The following is a 21,262-nucleotide window of genomic DNA, read 5'->3' as shown; positions in this document are numbered from 1 at the left end:
GGGGCGTCCGCTCACCTGTGATCGGTAGGCTTTGAATCATGGAGCATCCCGGCTTCTTCCAAAAAGCGGGTCCATTCTCGGCCGCCGAGCTTGCCAAAGAGCTCGGCGCCGAACTCGTCGGCACCGGTGACACGGAGATCTCCGACATCAAGCCGCTAGACGGGGCAGGGCCTAGCGATCTCACCTTCCTCGATAATCGGAAATATCTGAACGAGTTCGCGAGCACCAAAGCCGGGGCCTGCCTGGTTGCGCCGCGCTTTGCGGACAAGGCCCCAGAAGGTCTGGTCTGCCTGACTATCAAGGATCCTTACGGCGCCTACGCCAAGGCGCTCTCGATCTTCTATCCGGATTCCGTGATCCCCAGGACGACCCATCCGGCCGCTGAAGGCGCAATCCATCCCAGCGCCACCATCGAAGACGATGTCGTCGTCGAGCCCGGTGCTGTCGTCGGCCCGGAGGCCCGCATTGGCAAAGGCACCAGAATCGCCGCCGGCGCCGTCATCGGTTACCGGGTCCATGTCGGGCGCGACTGCTACATCGGCCCGAACGCCAACCTTATCCACACCCTGGTGGGCAATCGGGTCGTCATTCATTCCGGCGTCTGCACCGGCCAGGACGGCTTCGGCTTTGCCATGGGCGCTGAAGGGCACAAAAAAGTCCCGCAAATTGGGCGCGTTATCCTTCAGGACGAAGTTGAGATCGGCGCCAATACAACCATCGATCGCGGCGCGTTAAGGGATACGGTCATCGGCGAAGGCACAAAAATTGATAATCTCGTACAAATCGGGCACAACGTCGCCATCGGAAGGCATTGCATTATCGTCTCACAAACCGGTATTTCGGGCAGCGCAGTTTTGGGAGATTTCGTCGCTCTCGGCGGCAAGGTCGGCGTGGAAGGCCACGTCAGAGTCGGAGACGGTGCTCAGATCGCTGCCACCAGTGCCGTTCGGGGCGATGTTCCGGCCGGGGCGAAATGGGGCGGCGTTCCAGCCAAACCGGTGAGGCTGTGGTTTCGGGAAGTAACACTCCTGCGCCGGCTGGCAGAAGGCAAATTGAAGATTCAGGGCGATAATGAAGATGGCGATGCCAGCTGACGGAATCGCCGCTTGTATAAGGAGTGAGGCCGCATGAATGAGAGCGGTGTAAAGGCAGAGCTCGGCACGGCTGAAGTCGTGGATATCATGAGGCTCCTGCCGCATCGTTATCCGTTTTTGCTCGTCGATCGTATTGTCGACATGGATGGCGACCGGTCGTGTACCGGCATTAAGAACGTCACGGCCAACGAGCCGTATTTTCAGGGACACTTTCCCGACAACCCGGTCATGCCCGGCGTGCTCCTCATCGAGGGCATGGCCCAGACGGCCGGCGCGCTTTGCATGCGCTTCGTCGAGGATTTCTCCAAGCCGCCCATCGTCTACCTCATGGCGGTGGACCGGGCGCGGTTCCGCCGGCCGGTGATCCCCGGCGATACCGTCTATTACCGGGTCCAGAAAATGCGCAATCGCGGCAAGGTCTGGCGTTTCCGCTGCGAAGCGACCGTCGAAGGCAACATCGTTGCCGAAGGCGAAGTGAGCGCCGTCATCGTCGACGACGTCGAGTAGGCGCACACCTTATGGCCAATATTCATGCGACCGCAGTGGTCGATGCCGGCGCAACGCTCGGGAGCGACGTCACCGTCGGCCCGTTCTGCGTGGTCGGTCCCAAGGTCACCCTCGGCGACGAGGTGACTCTGCAGTCTCACGTCGTGGTCTCTGGCAAGACGACCATCGGGAAGGGCTCCACTGTCTTCCCGTTCGCCTCACTCGGCGAACCGCCTCAGGACACCAAGTACAAGGATCAGGACACCGAGCTGATCATCGGTGAGCACGCGATCATCCGCGAGCATGTCACCATTCATGTCGGCAGTGTCGGCGACGACCAGAAGACGGTGATCGGCGACCACTGCATGTTCATGGTCGGCGCCCATGTGGCCCATAACTGCAAGATCGGCAACAACGTGCTGATGGTGAACAACGCCACCCTTGGCGGCCATGTGCGCCTGTCGGACAACGTGATCATCGGCGGGCTCTCCGCCATCCACCAGTTCGTCCGCGTGGGCGAGGGCGCTATGATCGGCGGCATGACCGGCATCACCGCCGACCTCATCCCGTTTGGCATGGCCATCGGCGACCGCGCCGCGCTCTCGGGTCTCAACATCGTCGGCCTGAAGCGCAAAGGCGTTCCGCGCGAGGAGATCCATCAGCTTCGCCAAGCCTACCGCATGCTGTTCGGCCCGGAGGGCAACCTCACCGAGCGCTGCAACGCCGTTCAGGAGGCCTTCGGCGAAAACCCGCGCGTGAAGAAGATCCTGGACTTCATCCGCTCCGATACCGATCGGCAGTTCTTGATCCCCCACCATGGTGGCTCCCACGGATAGTGATCCCGGGCTCGCGGAAGCGAGCCAGACGGGCAAGGGCACGCTCGCGATCATCGCAGGCGGCGGCAATCTCCCGTCCGTGGTTGCCGAGGCCGCGCTTGCGAAAGGCCGCCCTGTCTTCGTCATCGGCCTCAGAGGCCAAGCGGACGAAGAGGTCATCTCCCGCTATCCCCATGGCTGGATGGATTGGGGCCAGATCGGCCGGCTGTTCTCCATGCTGGAAGAGGCCGCATGCACCGAGATCGTCATCATCGGTCCGGTCACGCGCCCCGACGTCAAGCATCTCAAGGTCGACAGCGGCGCCCTCAAGATCATCCCGTTCCTGAAGACCCTCGGCACCGGCGGCGACGACCGGATCCTGTCCAGCATCGTCCGCTTCTTCGAAGAGCGGGGTTATCGCGTCATCGGTGCCTCCTCCGTAGCGCCGGAGATCCTGGCCGATGAGGGGCTGCTCACCAAGAAGGGTCCGAGCGATCACGACCGCGCGGATATGGAGGTGGGCTTCGCCGCCGTGGACCGCCTGGGCGAGCTCGATATCGGTCAAGCGGTTGTCGTGGTGAACCGGCATGTTATGGCCGTCGAAGCCGCCGAAGGGACCGACGCCATGCTGGCCCGCTGCGCCGATCTGAGAGCCAAGCGCTATCGCTTTCGCCAGAAGAAACTCGGCGTTCTGGTGAAGGCGCCGAAGCCCGGTCAGGAAGAGCGCATCGATCTGCCGACCATCGGCGCGCGCACGGTGGAGATGGCCGCCGAGGCAGGGCTTGCCGGCATCGCGATCGCCGCCAACAGCGTCCACCTCGCCGAGCGGGAGAAGGCCATCGCGAAGGCCAACAAGCTGGGGATATTCCTCATCGGCGAGAAGCGGGCTGCAGATGGCTAAACGCGAGACAGACGCGGCCGACGACCGGCCGTTGCGGCTTTATCTCGTGGCCGGCGAGCATTCCGGCGATGCGCTCGGCGCCAAGCTCATCCAGGGCCTCCGCCAGCTCAGCACACGGCCCCTGGAGCTTGCAGGCGTCTCCGGCGAGCTCATGGAGGCGGAAGGCTGTCCGAGCCTGTTTCCGTTGAGCGACGTCTCGGTGATGAGCCCGCTCGCCATCCTGCGCCAGCTTCCCTTCCTGATCCGCCGTATCAACGAAACGGCCGAGGCGGCCATCGCCTATCAGCCCGACGTGCTGGTGATCCTGGACAGCCCCGAATTCACCCATCAGGTGGCCAAGCGCGTGCGGCGCTGGGCGCCCCATATCCCGATCATCGACTACGTGTCTCCCACGGTCTGGGCCTGGCGTCCCGGCCGCGCCAAGAAGATGCGCCGCTATGTCGACCACGTGCTGGCCATCCTGCCCTTCGAGCCGGAGGTCCATGAGCGTCTCGGCGGCCCGGCCTGCTCCTATGTCGGCCATCCGCTGGTGGAGCGGGTCGAAGAGCTGGAGAACCTCGATCCGGCGCCCTTGCGCAAGGAGCTGAAGATCCCCGAAGACGCGCCTGTGCTCGTCGTCCTGCCCGGGAGCCGCGGCACCGAGGTCCAGCGCCTCATGGAGCCGTTTGGCGACGCCTTGCGCATGCTGCAGGAGAAGATCCCCAACCTCGAGGTCGTGCTGCCCACCATGGCAAGCGTCCGGCCGCTGGTGGAGGAGGGGATCAAGACATGGCCGCTCAAGCCGCACATCGTGAGCGGCACCGACAACAAATTCGCCGCCTTCAAGCTCGGCGATGTGGCGCTTGCCGCCTCGGGTACCGTGACCCTTGAGCTCGCCTTGAGCCGCACGCCCATGGTGGTCGCCTACAAGGTCGATCCGCTGGCCGCGTATATCCGCTACATCATCCTGGTGGATATGGTCGCCATGGCGAACCTGATTCTGGGAAGGAAGGCGTTCCCGGAACTGCTGCAGTATTACTGCACGCCGGAAGCCCTGACTGAGGCGCTGCTGCCCCTTCTGCAGGGCGGTCCGGAGCTCGAAGAGCAAAGACAAGCCCTCGACGAGGTGATCCGCCTGGTCACCGAAAAAGATGAGCCGCCCAGCATTCGGGCGGCCCGTATCGTTCTGTCATACGCTGAAGAGCAAGAGGCGCCATCGCGCGCCGATATCTAGCCGCCCGCGGCCTTAGCCGCGCTCATCCATAGGGATGTAGGAGCGCTCCGTCGGCCCCGTATAGAGCTGGCGCGGACGGCCGATGCGCTGATACGGATCCTCGATCATCTCCTTCCACTGGGCGATCCAGCCCACGGTCCGCGCAATCGCGAACAGCACCGTGAACATCTCCGTTGGGAAGCCCAGCGCCCGCAGCGTTATACCGGAATAGAAGTCGATATTCGGATAGAGCTTCTTCTCGATGAAGTAGTCGTCGTTGAGCGCGATATGCTCAAGCTCCAGGGCGACCTTCAGGGTCGGGTCGTCGCCATGACCGACCGCCTCCAGGACCTCATGACAGGTCTTCTGCATGATCTTCGCCCGCGGATCGTAGTTCTTGTAGACCCGGTGGCCGAAACCCATCAGGCGGAACGGATCGTTCTTGTCCTTGGCCCGCGCGATAAATTCCGGAATGCGGTCCACGGTGCCGATCCGCTGCAGCATGGTGAGCGCAGCTTCGTTGGCACCGCCATGGGCCGGCCCCCACAAACACGCGATACCGGCGGAGATGCAGGCGAACGGGTTGGCGCCCGAAGAGCCCGCCAGCCGGACGGTCGAGGTCGAGGCGTTCTGCTCGTGATCGGCGTGCAGGATGAAGATGCGGTCCATGGCCCGCGACAGCACCGGATCGACCTTGTAGGGCTCGCACGGCACGGCGAAGCACATGTTCAGGAAGTTCGCCGAATAATCGAGATGGTTCTGCGGATAGATGAACGGCTGGCCGATGGAATATTTGTAGGCCATGGCCGCAATGGTCGGCATCTTCGCGAGCATGCGGATTGAGGCCATCTCCCGCTGCTCCGGATCCCGGATATCGGTGGAGTCGTGATAGAAGGCCGACAGCGCGCCCACTACGCCCACCATGACCGCCATGGGATGGGCATCACGCCGGAAGCCGGTGAAGAACTGGCTCATCTGCTCGTGAACCATGGTGTGATAGGCGATGCGCGTGGAGAAATCGTCGAACTGCGCCTTCGTCGGCAGCTCGCCATAGAGCAGCAGATAGCAGGTCTCCAGGAACTTGCCCGTCTCCGCCAGCTGATCGATCGGATAGCCGCGATACAGCAGCACGCCTTCGTCGCCGTCGATGAAGGTGATCTTGGATTCACACGACGCCGTGGACGTGAAGCCCGGATCGAAGGTGAAATTGTTGGTCTGGCGATAGAGGCTCGTGACATCGACCACGTCAGGCCCAAGCGTCCCCTTGCGGATCGGAAGATCCGCGGATTCGCCATCGATATTGAGACGGGCGTCTTTCGCATCCGACGAAGCGTCGTATTGTTCTGCGATGCTCATATCTAAGCCTCCTACGCCTAGCGCGGCCGAACCGGGACATCGGCGGGAAAATCCCGTGCGGGGAATCCCGAATGTCACAAGCGCTCGACCGTTCACCTCAATTTCTTACGAGAGCAAACATTTTGCACTGCAGAAACAGCTTCCTGCCATTTTACTGCAACGCAACAAAGACGCACGCCCAAACTCTAGGCATTCTCGGTTAATCCGTTTGATCGCCGATCCGGCCCAGAGCCTCGTCGCGTCCTAGTACCACCAGCACATCGAAGATACCGGGCGATGTCGCGCGACCCGTCAGCGCGGCCCGCAGCGGCTGGGCGACCTTGCCCAGCTTCCGCTCCGTCTCGTCGGCAAATCCCCGGACGCAAGTCTCCAGAGACTCCGCCGACCAGTCTTCGAGCGCGTCCAGTTTAGGCTTAAGCGCGGCCAAAGTCTCCCGTCCCGTCTCATCGAGCAGCTTCTCGGCCTTTTCGTCCAGGTCGAGCGGGCGCGCGGCGAACAGATAACCGGCATTCTCAATCAGCTCGACCAGGGTCTTGGCGCGCTCCTTCAGTCCCGGCATGGCTTGGGTCAGCTTGGCCGTGCCGTCCCGCTCCAGCGCCGACAGCATCACCTCGCCGCCGGTCAGATGGGGCAGGAGCCCCTTGATGGCCTCCACCAGCTCTTCATCCGAGGTATGGCGGATATAGTGGCCGTTGAGATTCTCGAGCTTCGCGAAATCGAACCGCGCCGCGGACCGGCCGATGGCATCGAGGTCAAACCACTCGATCATCTGTTCGGTGGAGATGATCTCTTCATCGCCATGGCTCCAGCCGAGCCGCACCAGGTAATTCCGCAACGCCGCCGGCAGATAGCCCATTTCCCGATAGGCCTCCACACCGAGCGCCCCGTGACGCTTGGAAAGCTTCGCCCCGTCAGGTCCGTGGATCAGCGGCACATGGGCGAAGACCGGCCGCTCCCAGCCGAGCGCAGCATAGATCTGGCTCTGGCGCGCGGCGTTGGTCAGATGATCGTCGCCGCGGATAACATGGGTGATCCCCATATCGTGATCGTCCACCACCACGGAAAGCATATAGGTGGGGGAGCCGTCGCTGCGAAGGAGCACGAGGTCGTCGAGATCCTTGTTGGCGAAGGTGACACGCCCCTGGACCTGATCCTCGATCACCGTCTCGCCGTCCTCCGGCGCCATGAAGCGGATCACATAAGGCGCGCCCTCCGGCGCTTCTTCCGGGTCGCGGCCGCGCCACAGCCCATCATAACCCGGCGCCCGGCCTTCTTCCCGGGCACGCTCGCGCATGGCTTCCAGCTCTTCCTTGGTGGCATAGCAGCGATAGGCCTTGCCTTCGGAAAGCAGCTGTTCGGCCACCTCCCGGTGCCGCTCGGCCCGGGAGAACTGGTAGACCGGCTCCCCCTCCCAATCGAGCTCCAGCCAGCGCAGCCCGTCGAGAATCGCCAGTATCGCGCCTTCGGTGGAGCGCGCCTGATCCGTGTCCTCGATCCGCAGCAGCATCTTGCCGCCCTTGGCGCGGGCGTAGAGCCAGTTGAAAAGCGCCGTGCGCGCGCCGCCGATATGAAGATAACCCGTCGGCGAGGGCGCAAACCGGGTGATGACCTGATCGCTCATGTGGTGAATTCGTCTTAAGTGTCGGAAGCCGGCAGATCTCGGCCGGGAGGGCTGTTTAGCACAGCGCCCGCGGTCGCGTAAGAGTCCGAGACGAAGAGGCTCAGTTGTGTAAACTGCACCCATCGCGTGAGAGTAGGGGGTGGGCACGCGTTCGTGTCCAGCATCCGGCATGGTGTATGCGCCGGACGACAGGGTGAGGGACGAGTTCGCACCGCGCTATGTCCGGTTGCGGATCGCTTCGGCTTTGGCCGCTCTCGCCACGGCCGTCGAAGCCCAATGGGAGCGGAAGCTTCTCTGGCTCCCCGTCTTCTTCGCCTGCGGCATCCTCCTTTATTTCAGCCTCAGGACCGAGCCGGGGCTTCTCCAGAGCCTCTCCCTGGCAGGTACCGCAGGGGCACTCCTCTTCGTCTTTCGCCGCAACGCGTTTGCCCTGGCGAGTCTCGCAGCGCTCCTGAGCGCGAGCGCCGGCTTCGCTGCCGCCAAGCTCCACACCGAGCTCGCCCGCGCGCCGGTCATCACGCAAGAGACGGATTTCGCCCATCTCAGCGGCTGGATCGAGGAGGTCGAGCACCGCCACGGCCAGCGGGACCGGCTCCTCCTGCGGCTGTTCGCCATGGAGAAGCGGAGCGCCTCTGAAACCCCGTACCGTGTCCGCATCAGCGTCAACAAGACCTTCACCGAGACACTGAGGACGGGCGATGCGCTTCAGCTCTGGGCGACGTTGTTGCCGCCGCCCGAGCCGGCCGAACCCGGTGGCTTCGATTTCGGCCGCAAGGCCTGGTTCATGGGGCTGGGGGCAGTCGGCTATGGCACGAGCCGCATCACGCTTCTGGAAGACGCGCCGCGCCCGCCGGCCTCCATCCGGCTCTGGGTGGGGATCGACCGGATCCGCAGCGCCATCAACGCGCGGATCGATGCCAGCCTGCCGGGAGAGGAGGGGGGTCTCGCAAAGGCGCTGATCACCGGCGACCGCGGTGGCGTTTCCGACGAGGTGCAGCAAGCCATGCGGGATTCCGGCCTCGCCCATATCCTGTCCATCTCAGGCCTGCACATGATGCTCATGGCCGGCACGGTGTTCTGGGCCGTCCGCGCGCTGCTCGCTTTCCTGCCCGCAATCGCCCTGCGTTTCCCGATCAAGAAATGGGCGGCCGTCGCGGCCCTCGCCGCCGCACTCTTCTATCTGGCGATCTCCGGCGCGGCCCTCCCCACAATCCGCGCCTGGATCATGATGAGCATCGTGCTGCTCGCGGTGATTCTCGACCGGCCCGCCATCACCATGCGCAACGTCGCGCTTGCCGCGCTGGCCATCCTGATCGTGGCGCCAGAATCCGTCTTCGATCCAAGCTTCGAGATGTCCTTCGCTGCCGTGATCGCGCTCGTGGCCATGTATGAGGCGATGGCGGGCCGCAAGCGGCCTCAAGCCCAGGATGTCAGTCGAACCTGGCGGATATTGCGTTACGGCTGGCTAGCCATCTGGGCCACGGCCGTCACCACCACCATCGCCGGCCTCGCCACCGCGCCCTTCGCCGCCTACCACTTCCACCGCGTCGCCTATTACGGGCTGGCGGCCAACCTCCTGGCTGCGCCCATCGTCGCCCTCGTGGTCATGCCCATGGCACTGCTCTCCGTCGTCGCCATGCCATTCCACCTAGAACACCTGCCGCTGCTTCTGATGGGCTACGGGCTCGACGCCATGGTCTGGGTCGGTACGACGGTCGCTAGCTGGCCCGGCGCCATCTCCATCGTCCCCAGCATGTCGGGCGTGAGCCTCGTCCTCATCGTCGCCGGCGGTCTCTGGCTCTGCCTCTGGCACGGCACCCTTCGCCAGGCGGGATGGGCAGCCATCGCACTCGGCCTCTTCGCAGCCGGCGCCGCGCCACGCCCCGATCTCTTGATCGAACGGGAAGGGGAGGCCATGGCAGTGCGGGGAGAGGACGGCCGGCTCGCGCTTCTACCGGACAGCCACAAGAACTACAGCGTCCACAAATGGCTGGAAGCGGATGGCGATGCCCGTGAGGCGTCGGAAGCCGCCAAGAATGACGCGTTCTCCTGTGATTCCCTCGGCTGCCTGACGGCTCTTGCCAAGCATCCCGTTGCCTTTCTCACGAGCCCAGGCGCGGCGGAAGAGGATTGCCGCCATGCGCAAATCCTGATTGCAAAGTTCTACGTGCCGAGAAGCTGCACCAGGCCGCCAATCCTAGTGGACCGACGATCTCTGAAAGAGAGGGGCGCTCACGCTCTCTATCTGGATGAAGAAACCATCCGCATTGAAACGGTGGCGCAGGCGCGCGGAAACCGGCCGTGGGCCGTGACCACACGAGCAACGGAGAGCGCGGCAGCAAAAACCGCCGCGATCGTCAAAATCAGCAGGAAATAGTCGGGAGAGGCTAGTAGCGGCGGATCAGGCCGACGAGACGGCCCTGCACGCGCACCCGGTCCGGACCGAAGATGCGGGTCTCGTAAGCCGGGTTAGCGGCCTCCAACGCGATGGAATCACCCCGGCGGCGCAGACGCTTCAACGTAGCTTCTTCCTCGTCCACCAGCGCCACGACGATATCGCCGTTATCGGCCGTGTCGGACCGGCGCACGATGATCGTATCACCTTCCAGAATGCCGGCCTCGATCATGGAATCGCCCTTCACCTCCAGAGCGTAATGTTCGCCCTTGGTAAGGATCTCCGGCGGCACGTCGATGGAGTGGCTGCGGTTCTGGATCGCCTCAATCGGCACACCCGCCGCGATCCGCCCCATGACGGGGACGGAGACGTTCTGCGGCTCGTCGGAATCGGCCAGCGCCGGCTTGCGGCCGAGGCTGCCTTCGATCACCGCCGGCGAAAAGCCGCGCTGACGCCCAGCACCCAACGGCTGGGGCATGGATTCGGGGAGCTTCAGGATCTCCAGCGCCCGCGCCCGATGGGGCAGGCGGCGCAGAAAGCCGCGCTCTTCCAAAGCGGTGATGAGCCGGTGAATGCCGGATTTGGAGCGGAGATCCAGCGCCTCCTTCATCTCGTCGAAGGAGGGCGGCACACCCGTCTCCTTCAGCCGCTCATGAATGAACATGAGGAGGTCTTTCTGTTTCGAAGTTAGCATATCCGCCCCTGAGAAAAATTCGGTCGCCCCAAACCTCTGCCTCACGATCGCGAGCCACGAGGTCTATGGACAAAGCATGAACAACACTACATGTTCTAGTTGTGTTCCGCAAGAGGCTCGGCGAAAAATCCAGGTGCCCCCGCGACACGCCATTCAGAATCTTCAGCTTTTGGGCTGATTCGGTTGCCGAGGCCTTAACGGAAGGCCTGCCGCCGCACGGGCTCAGAGATCAAGCGGCAGGATGGAGACGGTCTCGCCGCGCTCGGCCGCCGGCGCTTCGGGCGCCCGCACGATCAGGCAATCCGCCTTGGCGAAGGCCGCCATCAGGGAGCTGTCCTGGGAGGTTTGCGGCGAGACGAGCCGCTCGCCGGCCCCATTCCATTTCGAGGTGGCGCGGATGTAATGCTGGCGCGGCCCGTTCTCCTTCAGAGGCCCGGCCAGGATCGCCGTCTGGCGCACCGCGTCACGGTCTGGAAGCCCAAGCATCCGGGCCAGCATGGGCCGCAGAAAGACATGGGCACAGACCATGGCGGAGACGGGATTTCCGGGAAGGCCGAGAACTCGCTGCTTGCCGCGCGTACCGAAGATCAGCGGCTTGCCGGGCCGCATAGCGATCTTCCAGAAATCCAGTGTCATGCCTTCGGCTTGAAGCACCTGACCCACCAGATCCCGGTCGCCCACGGACGCACCGCCCACGGTCACGAGGATATCGGAATCTGCGGCAGCCGCGATCAGGCTGCTCAGACTGTCGGGCGTATCCTCCGCGATCCCCAGCATATCGGCCTCACCGCCAGCTGAGAGCACCAGAGCGCAAAGCCCGTAGGGCACCGAGGAGATGATCTGGTCCGGCGCGGGATCGAACCCCGGCGGCACCAACTCGTCGCCCGTCGCCAGGATCGAAACAATCGGCTTCTTCCGCACCTTGAGCGACGTGGTGTTGGCAGCGGCTGCGAGCATCATCTGCCGCGGGCCCATCAGGGCACCGGCCTCGAGTACCGTCTCGCCGCGATGGAAATCCTGACCATGCGGACGGATATGCCGGCCGGGCTCCGCCTCCCGGATCGTCACGCGGGCGGTATCCTTCTCGGCGTCCACATTCTCCTGGGGCACCACCGTATCGGCGCCGCGGGGTACCGGCGCACCCGTGAAGATGCGCACCGCTTGCCCGGCACCGACCGTGGCGGCATAGCCTTCGCCGGCGGCCGACTGGCCCACCAGCTTCAGCGTTGCCGGCAAGTCTTTCACATCGGCGCCGCGGACCGCATAGCCGTCCATGGCGGAGGAATCGAAAGGCGGCTGGGTGAGATTAGCGGTGACGGCCTCTGCGAGGACCCGGTCCCGGGCATGTCCCAGAGAGACGGTTTCGGCGGACAGGGGCTTGAGTCCCTTCACGACGCGTAAGAGCGCTTCCTCCACCGGCAGCAGGCTCATTACCGAGGCTCCGCCTCTGGCCCGGCGCGATAGTGGCCCGAGCGGCCCCCGGCCTTCTCAAGCACGCGTATGCCGGAAATCACCATGTCCCGGTCCACCGCCTTGCACATGTCGTAGACCGTGAGGCAGGCGACGGAGACCGCCGTGAGCGCTTCCATCTCGACCCCGGTCTTGCCGTCCACCTTGACCGTGGCCTGGACGTTGAGCTTGCCCTCTTCGCGCTGCGCGTCGAACTCCACGGCGACCTTATTGAGGGCCAGCGCGTGACAGAGCGGGATCAGCTCGTCGGTGCGCTTCGCCGCCATGATGCCGGCGATCCGCGCCGCGGCAAGAACGTCGCCCTTCTGGGCCTTGTCTTCGAGAATGAGATCGAGGGTCGAAGGCGCCATGGAGACATGGCCTTCGGCGACCGCCAGCCGGCTGGTGACGTCCTTGGCGGAGACATCCACCATGCGGACTTCGCCGCGATCATTGATATGGGTGAGGGAGGATGAGCTCATCGTCCTGCCTCCATTTCTTCCGACTTCAGGAGAGCCCGGGTCGCCGCCGTCACATCGTCGTGGCGCATCAGGCTTTCGCCCACCAGGAAGCAGCGAACGCCCGACCCCGCGAGCCGCTCCAGATCCGCATGCTTGCTCAACCCGCTCTCGGAGACCACCGTCCGATCCGCCGGCACCCGCGGCGCCAGACGCTCGGTGACCGAAAGCTTGGTCTCGAAGTTTTTCAGATCGCGATTGTTGATGCCGATGAGCGGAGCATCGAGCCGCAAGGCGCGAGTCAGCTCCGCCTCGTCATGCACCTCGACCAGCACGTCGAGATCGAAGGCCGCCGCGGTGCGGATCAGGGTCATCGCGGTCTCGTCGTCGACCGCCGCCATGATGATCAAAATGCAGTCCGCCCCCCAGGCGCGAGCTTCCGCCACCTGATAAGGATCGCACATGAAATCCTTGCGCAGGATCGGCAGGTCGACCGCCTCGCGCGCCGCCATGAGATAGTCCGGGCTGCCCTGAAAGGAGGGCCCGTCTGTCAGGACCGAGAGACACGCAGCGCCACCGGCTGCATAAGCGCATGCCAGCGCCGGCGGATCGAAATCCTCCCGGATGAGCCCCTTGGACGGGCTCGCCTTCTTGATCTCGGCTATCAGCCCGAAACCGTTCGCCGCGGCCTGCTTGAGACGTTCGGCAAAGGGACGGGGCGGGGGCGTCACCTCGGCTCGGCGGCACAGCGCATCGAAGGGCAGCGCAGCCTTCGCGGCTTCCACCTCCTCGCGCTTATACGCCATGATCTTCTGCAGGATATCGCCCATGGGCTCACGCGGTTGCGTCCGCGCCCTCCTGGCTGATCTCGACGAGCTTGTCGAGCACCGCCTTCGCCTTACCGCTGTCGATCGCCTCGGCCGCAAGCGTGACGCCGTCCCGCAAGGATTTCGCCTTGCCGCCCACCATCAGCGCCGCACCGGCGTTGAACAGGACGATATCACGGAAGGGGCCTTCCATGCCTTCCAGCACCGCCCGGATATGGGCCGCATTCGCCGCCGCGTCGCCCCCGAGCAGATCCTGGGGCTTGGCCTCGCGCAGGCCGGCATTCTTCGGCGATACGTTGAAGGTGGAGATCCGCCCCTGGTCCAGGGCCGCCACATGACTGACGGTCGTGGTGGTGAGCTCGTCCAGCCCGTCGCCGCCATGCACCACCCAGGCGCGCTTCACACCGAGACGGCCCAGCACTTCTGCGATCGGCTCGACCCATTCCTTCGCGTAGACCCCGATGAGTTGGAATTTCGTCTCCGCGGGGTTGGCCAGCGGCCCCAGCAGATTGAAGATCGTCCGCGTGCCCAGCTCTTTGCGCACCGGCCCCACATGGCGCATGGCGGCATGATGGGAAGGCGCGAACATGAAGCCCAGCCCCGCCTCTTCGATGCAGCGGGTGACTTGGTCCGGCTCCAGCTCGATATTCACGCCGAGTTCGGTCAGCACATCCGCCGAACCCGAGCGCGACGAGATAGACCGATTGCCGTGCTTGGCGACGGGGAGACCGGCCCCCGCCACGACAAAGGCCGCGCAGGTCGAGATGTTGTGGGTGCCTTTGGCGTCGCCGCCGGTGCCGCAGGTGTCGATGGCCCCTTCCGGTGCATGGACCTTACGCACCTTGGCCCGCAGAACCTTGGCCGCACCGGTGATCTCGTTGACCGCTTCGCCGCGCATCTTCAGCGCGATCAGGAACGCGCCGAGCTGAGCCGGCGTGGCGTCGCCCGCCATCACCAGCTCGAAGGCTTCCGTGGCTTCTCGTTCGGAAAGCTCATGGCCTGCGATCACCTTGGCGATCGCTTCGCGAAGATCGACGAGCGGAGGGCGGTCTGCGGCAGGGCCGCTAGACGGCACCGACCCGGCTCTCGGTTCCGTCGGTTTTTGCGCGCCGCTCGACCCGGGCGAGGTCGAGGAAGTTGGCGAGGAGCTGGTGGCCATGTTCTGAAGCGATGCTCTCAGGATGAAACTGTACGCCATGCACCGGGTGCGACTTGTGCTGCACCCCCATGATGATGCCGTCTTGGGTCTTCGCCGTCACCTCCAACGCATCGGGAAGGGTGTCGGGATCGATCATCAGCGAATGATAGCGGGTGGCGAAAAAATCCTGCGCCAGCCCGGAGAACACGCCGCGGTTCTCGTGATGCACCTTGGAAAGCTTGCCGTGCATCAGCTCCGGCGCGCCGACGACCTTGCCGCCATAGGCCTGACCGATCGCCTGATGCCCGAGGCACACGCCGAGGATCGGCACATCACCACCGGCCCGCTCGATCAGTTCCAGGCAGATGCCCGCCCGGTCCGGATCGCAAGGGCCCGGCGAGAGCACGATGGCAGCCGGGTTCTCGGCCAGCACCTCATCCACCGTCACCTTGTCGTTGCGATAGACGCGCGTGGGCGCGCCAAGCTCGCCAAGGAAATGGACGAGGTTGTAGGTGAAACTGTCGTAGTTATCGATCAGCGTGAGCATGGGCGTAGCTGTTATGCCCGCTCACCCGGAAGGTCAAGGAAACTAAGGCCTGCCGGGCTGGCGGATCTCCTCAAAAGTATCGCTTCCCATTATTTAGGGATCGATGGGCGAGGGGGTAAGCCCCAGATCCGCCGGCACCAGGAACAGGGACAACTCGCCGGCGCCGTAGCGGATATCGGCCCACTGGCCTTCGTTGAAGTCGACCACCAGAAGCCCGCAGGTGGGAAACTTCGCGCTCAAACGCTCCCGCGCATGGAGCGGTCCGCGCCCGATCAGGTCGTAGCCGAAGATTTGGAATCCGGGATTGTGGCCGATCAGCATGAGATGGCCGGTCTCCGGCATCTGCTCGCGGACGATGTCGAGAAGACTGTCGGGAGCGGCGTGATAGAGCCCCTCGCGGTATTCGACAGCCGGCGGCGGCTCCCAGCCCTCCGAGACGAGATCATAGGTCTCCCGGGTCCGGCGCGCCGTGGAGCAGAGAACGAGATCCGGAATCAAGTCGCGCTCCTCGATCGCCTCGCCCATGCGGGGCGCTGCCACCCGGCCGCGCGAGGACAGCGACCGGTCGACATCCGCAACCCCCGGATTCTTCCAGCTCGACTTTGCGTGCCGCAGAAGGCTCAGTCTCAACATGATGCGCTCCGGCAAATCCCAAAGCGGGATAGTGAGACGCTCAACCGCCGCGCCGGTCCCGCGCGGAGAAGCGTACAGCCTCTTCGGCCGCGCGGAATAGGGCTTTCGCCTTATTCACACATTCGGCCTGCTCGCGGTCCGGCACCGAATCCGCCACCAGCCCGGCGCCGGCCTGGACGTACATCTTGCCGTCCTTGATCACCGAGGTGCGCAGGACGATGCAGCTATCCATCTCGCCGTTGGCGGAGAAATAGCCCACGCAGCCCGCATATGGCCCGCGACGCTCGTCCTCCAACTCGTCTATGATCTGCATGGCCCGGACCTTGGGCGCACCGGAAACCGTGCCGGCCGGGAAGCCCGCCATCAGCGCATCGATCGCGTCGTGGCTCGGGTCGAGTTTGCCCTCCACGTTGGAAACGATGTGCATGACCTGGCTGTAGTATTCGAGAAAGAAGCTGTCGGTGACCGACACGGAGCCGACCTCGGAGACGCGCCCCACATCGTTCCGCCCGAGATCCAGCAGCATCAGATGCTCCGAACGCTCCTTGGCGTCGGCCAGCAGCTCTTCGGCCAAGGCCGCATCTTCTTCCGGCGTGGCCCCGCGCGGACGCGTTCCTGCGATCGGACGGATGGTGGCGACCCCGTCCCGCACCCGCACCAATATCTCGGGGCTCGAGCCGGCCACGGCGAAATCGCCGAAATTCAGAAAGTAGAGATAAGGCGAGGGGTTTACCCGCCGCAGTGCCCGGTAGAGCGAGAAAGGCGGCAGGGTGAAGGGCGCCTCGAAGCGCTGGCTCAGCACCACCTGAAAGATATCGCCGGCGGTGATGTAGTCCTTCGCCACCTCGACCTTCTTCATATAGGCCTCGGGCGCCGTCATGTGCTGCGGCGTCGGTGCTTCCGCAGTGCTTTCCAGCGGCGGCTGATGGGGCAGTGGGCTTTCCAGCTTGGCAAGCGCTTCGTCGAACCGGGCACGCGCCGCGTCATAGGCGGCTTGCGCAGTCTCGCCGGGAGCAGGGCGCACCGGCGTGATCAGGATCATCTCGTCCCGCACGGAATCGAAGATCACGATCAGCCGCGGCCGCACCATCAAGCTGGTGGGCAGATCCAGGGGATCGGGCTTGTCGTTGGGAAGATCCTCGATCAGCCGCACCGTGTCGTAGCCCATATAGCCGAACACGCCGGCCGCCATGGGCGGAAGCTGGTGGGGAAGATCGATCGCCGACTCTTTGAGCAGCGCACGCAAAGAGTCGAGCGGCGGCAGATCCTCAGGCGCGAACGCTGAAGCGTCGTCGTCCGGGGCGCGGTTCATCTCGGCCATGTCGGCCACAGCGCGCCAGATCAGATCGGGATCGCAGCCGATGATCGAGTACCGGCCGCGGGTCGCGCCGCCTTCCACCGATTCCAGCAGGAAGCTGTTCGGCCGCTCATGAGCAAGCTTGAGATAGGCGGAGACCGGCGTCTCGAGATCGGCGACGAGCTGGGTCCACACGACCTGCGCGTCACCCGCCTCATACGCCTTGCGAAACGCCTCGAAGCCGGGCTTTACCGTTTCCGCGCCACCATCCTCGGCTGCCTGTGCACCAGCGGCCGTGTCCGAACTCACTGCTGCTCGGCCCCCGTCAGCCGGTTGATGGCTTCCTGGTTGACGGTCACCTGATAGCGATCCTGAAGCGCGCCGAAATACTGGGACAGGATATCGTCGCTGACGAAGAGCTTGAGCTGACGCTCCAGCTCCGCCCGCGCAGGCCCATCCAGCTCCTTGGGCGCCATGACATCTTCCACCTGGAACAGGATACGCGATCCCTGGACGCCCGCTTCCGCCGAGCCATAGCCCTTCTCCGGCAGGGAGAAGGCCTGGGCGACCGCCTGGGGCAGCACGTTCAACGCCATGCCCGAGCGCTTCAAAGGCTGGGTGGTGACGACGTCCTCGTCATGCTCTTCGGCAATGTCGCCGAGGGTGGTCTCGCCAGACTTCAGCTCGTCCACCAGCTTCGAGGTGTATTCGGCGAGCCGCTTCTGGCGATCATCCTGCCGCCACATGCGGCCGACCTCGGTCTTCACCTCCTCGAAGGGGCGCACCCGCTGGGGCGTGACGTCGAGCACGTCGAACCAGACGAAGCCTTCGTCTCGCGCATCGACCGGATCGTTCTCGACCCCGACATCAGAGGCGAAGGCGCCTTCCAGAAGCTTCTCCTTCTGGGGCAGCTCCTTATCCACACCGGAGGCGGTGCGGCCCTGGACGTCGACCTTTTCTACCTCCTCGTAGGGAAGGTCGAGCTTCTCGGCGACTTCCTCCAGAGTGGCGCCAGAGGCGCGCTCGTCCTCGATCTTGTCGTGCATGTCGAGAATGGCGTTCTCCGCGCGGTCGGCGAGGATCTCCTTCTCGATCTCCGGCTTCACCTTCTCGAACTCCGATTCCTCGCCCGGAATGATATTGGTGACCTTCAGAAGCGCGATGGCGCCGAGCTTACCGGTGACCGGCTCGCTCACTTTGCCTTCCTCGAGCGAGAAGGCCGTCTCGGCCAATACGGGATCGACCATGCCGGTGCGGGTCAGCACGCCGAGATCGACGTCCTGCTCCTTCATGCCGCCGTCTTTTGCGACTTCCAAAAACTCCTTGCCGCCTTCGATCGCCTCATAGGCCTGCTTGGCGTCTTCCTCGTTGGCGAACGAGATCTGATAGACATGCCGCTTCTCCGGCGTGTCGTACTGCGCCTTGTTGGCCTCGTACTCGTCCTTCAGCTCGTCCTCGGTGATCTCCACCTGGTCCTTCACGGTCTCCGGCGTTACGGCGAGAACCCCGATGGTGCGATACTCCGGCTGGGTGAAGGCGGCCTGGTTGTTCTCGTAGAAGCTCTTCAGCTCCGTCTCCGTCGGCTCGGGCGAAGCGTCGACCGCGGACTCCGGCACCAGCACATAGCGCAAGGTGCGGGTCTGATTGTTGTAGGTGTCCAGCGCATCGATCAGCAGGTTGGGCGTCGCCACGGTCTGACCGATGGTCGCCAGGATCTGGCGCCGCTTGTTCCGCTCCCGCTGCATGTCCAGGAAGGTCTGCTCGCTCATCCCCATCTGGGCGAGATACTGCTGCAGCATGGCGCCGTTGAAATTGCCGGAGCTGTCCTGCAGCCCTGGATCCTGCATGATCTCTTCCAGCAGCTTGTCTTCGGTGATGCCGAGACCGAGATCCGCCGCGTGGGTATCGAGGGCCGCGCCGCCGACCAGCCGCTCCAGCACCTGCGCATCGAGACCCTGTTCGCGCGCCTCCTGCAAGGTGAGGGTCCGGCCCGCCTGATTGCTCATGGACTGCAGCACTTCGCGCTGCACCTGAAGATAATCATCCCGGCTGACTTCCGTATCGCCCACCTTGACCAGGGTGGCGCTGCCATAGCCGGTGAAGATGTCGGCGATGCCCCAGACCGCAAAGCTGACGACCAGCAGACCGATGAGGATGACACCGAAGAAGCGGCTTGCGCCTTTGCGCATATAATCGAGAGCCACGCGTCTAACCTTCCCTAGGAGCCGGCGCCATCATCCCCGCAATCGAAGATGCGGCCGACCGTTCGAATTGTTTTCTACCGGTGCGGAATTCCACGCCAAAGCGCGGCAATGCAAGTGCAATCTTTGGACATTCCGGTGAGGCGGCGGCATCATAGGGAGCAACGTTTCAGGCGGCAAGCCGCACAGGGGCGTCTCGTAACGCCGTTTAGAGCCGCCTAAGCCACTGAAGGCGTTGTCGAATTGCGGATTCATCCTGAAAGGCGAGGGGGAAGAGCGTGGACGTAAGACCGTTGGTTGCCGGAAATTGGAAGATGAACGGGCTTGAGACGTCGCTGGCCGAGCTCACCAGCCTGGGCAAGAAGCTCAAAGACCATCCCTTCGATATGGCCGACGTCATGATCTGCCCGCCGGCCACCCTGATTGCCCGCGCCCACGACATGCTGGCTGGCACGGCCATCGCGCTGGGCGGCCAGGACTGCCACACGGCCGAATCCGGCGCCCATACCGGCGACATCTCCGCCGAGATGCTGGCCGATGCCGGGGCCGACGCCGTCATCGTCGGTCACTCGGAGCGCCGCGCAGATCACGGCGAGACCGACGCGCTGATCGCCGAGAAGGCAGCCGCCGCACACCGGGCAGGCCTCACCGCCATCATCTGCGTGGGCGAGACGGAGAAGGAGCGCCGCGACGGCATCACACTGGCCATTGTCGGCGAGCAGCTCGAAGGCTCGCTCCCCGATGGCGTCGATGGCGACAACACGGTCATCGCCTACGAGCCCGTCTGGGCCATCGGCACCGGCCTCACACCGACGATCGAAGACGTGGAGGAGGTCCATCGCTTCATCCGCGGTCATCTGACGGAAAAGCTGGGGAATAAGGGCGAATCGGTCCGGATTCTCTATGGCGGCTCGGTTAAACCCTCCAATGCCGCGGAGCTGCTGGCCGTTCCGGAGGTGAATGGCGCTCTGGTGGGGGGCGCGAGCCTCAAAGCCGACGATTTCTATGGCATTCTGGCAACTTACGGCAAAAACTCGTGACGTTTGGGGGCTTCTAAGCCCCACAACGGTTGGCAGGCCCCATCATCTTCGCCATTCTTCGGCCTAGATCGGAAGCGAAACCGCAACTTCACCTTGAGGTTGCGGAAGCAAGCTTCCGCTAACGTATTGGGGTAACGATCAAGTGTCGAATTCGGGGCTGAACCCGTCTGACCTAGGGGCAGGATCTTGGTAGCGCGCGCCGCAACACTTCTTATCGCCGGCTTCGCCATCGCGTTGGCGTTGGGCGGAAGCGCCTCCGCGCTCCCCCTGGACAAGGAAGCGTGCGAGCAGCTGAAGGCGGAGCATGACGCAAAGCTGACGCCTGAGATCAAGGACGCCCTGGATCATGGGCCCGATTGGGTGAAGGCCAATCTCGATACGGCCAAGCTCGACAAGGTGCGTGAATATCTGCTGCTTGAGGAGCGGCTGGAATTTCAGTGCCGCAAGGGGCGCTATATCAAGAAGTACTGGGACATCGTTCCGATGCCCATCCGCCGGCCCGAACCGCCCGCAAAAGAGCCCGAAGAACAGCAGCGGGCCGACCAAGAGCCGGAGCGCAAACCCGACCAGCGTGTCGTCAGCACTAGCCAAGCGCGCATCGATTAGCTAAGACCCCGCTTTGAAACGCGAGCGTGCTCGCGCCGGACCGGCGTTGGAGCCGCTTTTTTGGATTCACGGACAGCCTCTGATGAGCACAATTCTTCTGGTCATCCACCTCATGATCGCCGCGGCCCTCGTGGCGGTCGTCCTGCTGCAGCGTTCCGAAGGCGGTGCCCTCGGCATCGGCGGCGGCGGTGGTGGCGGCGGCGGTATGATGACCGGACGCGGCACGGCCAATGTGCTCACCCGGGCAACAGCTGTCCTAGGCGCGGCCTTCTTCGCCACCAGCCTGCTGCTCACCATTCTTGCGGGCTACAATACGGGCGGCACCTCGCCCCTGACAGGCGGCACCATCGGCGGCGATTCGAATCTGCCGGCGCTCCCGTCCAGCCCGGCTCCGGCCCCGGCGGCGCCCGAGACGCCCGCCGCGCCCCAGGCGCCTCAGTCCCAGTAAAGGGGCAGGGCGGAAGGCCGATATGCGCCGTTCCGCCCGCGTCAACTTATCCATCGCAAAGCCG

Annotated in this window: 20 protein-coding genes; 9 read left to right on the top strand and 11 right to left on the bottom strand. The window is 64.2% G+C overall.

The genetic code is table 11. From position 1 onward, the window contains the following. Positions 1 to 38: 38 nt before the first annotated feature. Genes lpxD through lpxB form a run of 5 tightly spaced genes read left to right on the top strand, consistent with a single transcriptional unit; the run spans position 39 to position 4,509 of the window. Positions 39 to 1,094, top strand: coding sequence for a UDP-3-O-(3-hydroxymyristoyl)glucosamine N-acyltransferase (gene lpxD, locus ACFQ2F_RS09070; protein ID WP_379088867.1), 1,056 nt, complete (start codon positions 39 to 41; stop codon positions 1,092 to 1,094). Between the two features lie 33 nt (positions 1,095 to 1,127). Then, positions 1,128 to 1,601 (top strand): 3-hydroxyacyl-ACP dehydratase FabZ, encoded by a 474-nt coding sequence (gene fabZ / locus ACFQ2F_RS09065; protein ID WP_379088864.1) that lies wholly within the window; start codon positions 1,128 to 1,130, stop codon positions 1,599 to 1,601. A gap of 11 nt (positions 1,602 to 1,612) precedes the next feature. Beyond that, positions 1,613 to 2,416, top strand: a complete 804-nt coding sequence (gene lpxA, locus ACFQ2F_RS09060; RefSeq protein ID WP_379088861.1) for an acyl-ACP--UDP-N-acetylglucosamine O-acyltransferase — start codon at positions 1,613 to 1,615, stop codon at positions 2,414 to 2,416. After that, positions 2,397 to 3,296 carry an LpxI family protein gene (locus tag ACFQ2F_RS09055; protein WP_379088858.1) on the top strand — a complete coding sequence of 300 codons (900 nt, stop codon included), beginning with the start codon at positions 2,397 to 2,399 and terminating at the stop codon, positions 3,294 to 3,296. The genes lpxA and ACFQ2F_RS09055 overlap by 20 nt, the downstream gene beginning before the upstream one ends. After that, positions 3,289 to 4,509, top strand: a complete 1,221-nt coding sequence (gene lpxB / locus ACFQ2F_RS09050) for a lipid-A-disaccharide synthase (protein WP_379088855.1) — start codon at positions 3,289 to 3,291, stop codon at positions 4,507 to 4,509. Before ACFQ2F_RS09055 ends, lpxB begins: the two co-directional genes overlap by 8 nt. A gap of 12 nt (positions 4,510 to 4,521) precedes the next feature. On the opposite strand, the gene gltA is transcribed toward lpxB, so the two are convergent. After that, positions 4,522 to 5,844: a citrate synthase gene (gene gltA / locus ACFQ2F_RS09045; protein WP_379088852.1), complete on the bottom strand. Its 1,323-nt coding sequence runs from the start codon at positions 5,842 to 5,844 to the stop codon at positions 4,522 to 4,524. 199 nt (positions 5,845 to 6,043) lie between these two features. Next, the gene (gene gltX / locus ACFQ2F_RS09040; protein ID WP_379088849.1) at positions 6,044 to 7,465 is read right to left on the bottom strand and encodes a glutamate--tRNA ligase; all 1,422 of its coding nucleotides are present in this window, start codon (positions 7,463 to 7,465) and stop codon (positions 6,044 to 6,046) included. A 169-nt stretch (positions 7,466 to 7,634) separates the two neighbouring features. Here gltX and ACFQ2F_RS09035 point away from each other — a divergent pair, with 169 nt between their 5' ends. Further along, entirely contained in the window at positions 7,635 to 9,842 is a 2,208-nt protein-coding gene (locus ACFQ2F_RS09035; RefSeq protein WP_379088846.1) for a ComEC/Rec2 family competence protein, read from the top strand. Between the two features lie 10 nt (positions 9,843 to 9,852). Here ACFQ2F_RS09035 and lexA read toward each other — a convergent pair whose 3' ends face one another. The 9 genes from lexA to ACFQ2F_RS08990 form a co-directional block, all read right to left on the bottom strand. After that, the gene (lexA, locus tag ACFQ2F_RS09030) at positions 9,853 to 10,554 is read right to left on the bottom strand and encodes a transcriptional repressor LexA (protein WP_379088843.1); all 702 of its coding nucleotides are present in this window, start codon (positions 10,552 to 10,554) and stop codon (positions 9,853 to 9,855) included. Positions 10,555 to 10,776: 222 nt separating this feature from the next. Beyond that, a complete protein-coding gene (locus ACFQ2F_RS09025; protein WP_379088840.1) occupies positions 10,777 to 11,985 on the bottom strand; it encodes a molybdopterin molybdotransferase MoeA in 1,209 nt (402 codons plus the stop codon). After that, positions 11,985 to 12,485 (bottom strand): cyclic pyranopterin monophosphate synthase MoaC, encoded by a 501-nt coding sequence (moaC, locus tag ACFQ2F_RS09020; protein ID WP_379088837.1) that lies wholly within the window; start codon positions 12,483 to 12,485, stop codon positions 11,985 to 11,987. Before moaC ends, ACFQ2F_RS09025 begins: the two co-directional genes overlap by 1 nt. Next, positions 12,482 to 13,291: an indole-3-glycerol phosphate synthase TrpC gene (gene trpC, locus ACFQ2F_RS09015; RefSeq protein ID WP_379088834.1), complete on the bottom strand. Its 810-nt coding sequence runs from the start codon at positions 13,289 to 13,291 to the stop codon at positions 12,482 to 12,484. Before trpC ends, moaC begins: the two co-directional genes overlap by 4 nt. Positions 13,292 to 13,295: 4 nt before the next feature. Next, entirely contained in the window at positions 13,296 to 14,363 is a 1,068-nt protein-coding gene (gene trpD, locus ACFQ2F_RS09010; protein ID WP_379088831.1) for an anthranilate phosphoribosyltransferase, read from the bottom strand. Then, a complete protein-coding gene (locus ACFQ2F_RS09005) occupies positions 14,353 to 14,973 on the bottom strand; it encodes an anthranilate synthase component II (protein ID WP_379088828.1) in 621 nt (206 codons plus the stop codon). The genes trpD and ACFQ2F_RS09005 overlap by 11 nt, the downstream gene beginning before the upstream one ends. 93 nt (positions 14,974 to 15,066) lie before the next feature. Beyond that, entirely contained in the window at positions 15,067 to 15,606 is a 540-nt protein-coding gene (locus ACFQ2F_RS09000) for a SixA phosphatase family protein (RefSeq protein WP_379088825.1), read from the bottom strand. A gap of 40 nt (positions 15,607 to 15,646) precedes the next feature. Then, positions 15,647 to 17,212, bottom strand: coding sequence for an anthranilate synthase component I (gene trpE / locus ACFQ2F_RS08995; protein ID WP_379088822.1), 1,566 nt, complete (start codon positions 17,210 to 17,212; stop codon positions 15,647 to 15,649). Beyond that, entirely contained in the window at positions 17,209 to 19,107 is a 1,899-nt protein-coding gene (locus ACFQ2F_RS08990; protein WP_379088819.1) for a SurA N-terminal domain-containing protein, read from the bottom strand. Before ACFQ2F_RS08990 ends, trpE begins: the two co-directional genes overlap by 4 nt. A 275-nt stretch (positions 19,108 to 19,382) precedes the next feature. Between ACFQ2F_RS08990 and tpiA the strand changes: the two genes are divergently transcribed. From tpiA to secG, 3 genes are all read left to right on the top strand, one after another. Further along, positions 19,383 to 20,144 (top strand): triose-phosphate isomerase, encoded by a 762-nt coding sequence (gene tpiA, locus ACFQ2F_RS08985; protein WP_379088816.1) that lies wholly within the window; start codon positions 19,383 to 19,385, stop codon positions 20,142 to 20,144. A 186-nt stretch (positions 20,145 to 20,330) separates the two neighbouring features. Continuing rightward, positions 20,331 to 20,750 (top strand): hypothetical protein, encoded by a 420-nt coding sequence (locus tag ACFQ2F_RS08980; RefSeq protein ID WP_379088813.1) that lies wholly within the window; start codon positions 20,331 to 20,333, stop codon positions 20,748 to 20,750. 82 nt (positions 20,751 to 20,832) lie between these two features. Beyond that, entirely contained in the window at positions 20,833 to 21,198 is a 366-nt protein-coding gene (gene secG, locus ACFQ2F_RS08975; RefSeq protein WP_379088810.1) for a preprotein translocase subunit SecG, read from the top strand. Positions 21,199 to 21,262: the final 64 nt, after the last annotated feature.

It is taken from the genome of Methyloligella solikamskensis (assembly GCF_042676065.1).
Classification (GTDB): Bacteria; Pseudomonadota; Alphaproteobacteria; order Rhizobiales; family Methyloligellaceae; genus Methyloligella; species Methyloligella solikamskensis.
Note: the sequence above shows the minus strand (reverse complement) of the source record. Positions and strands in the feature narration are given on the sequence as shown.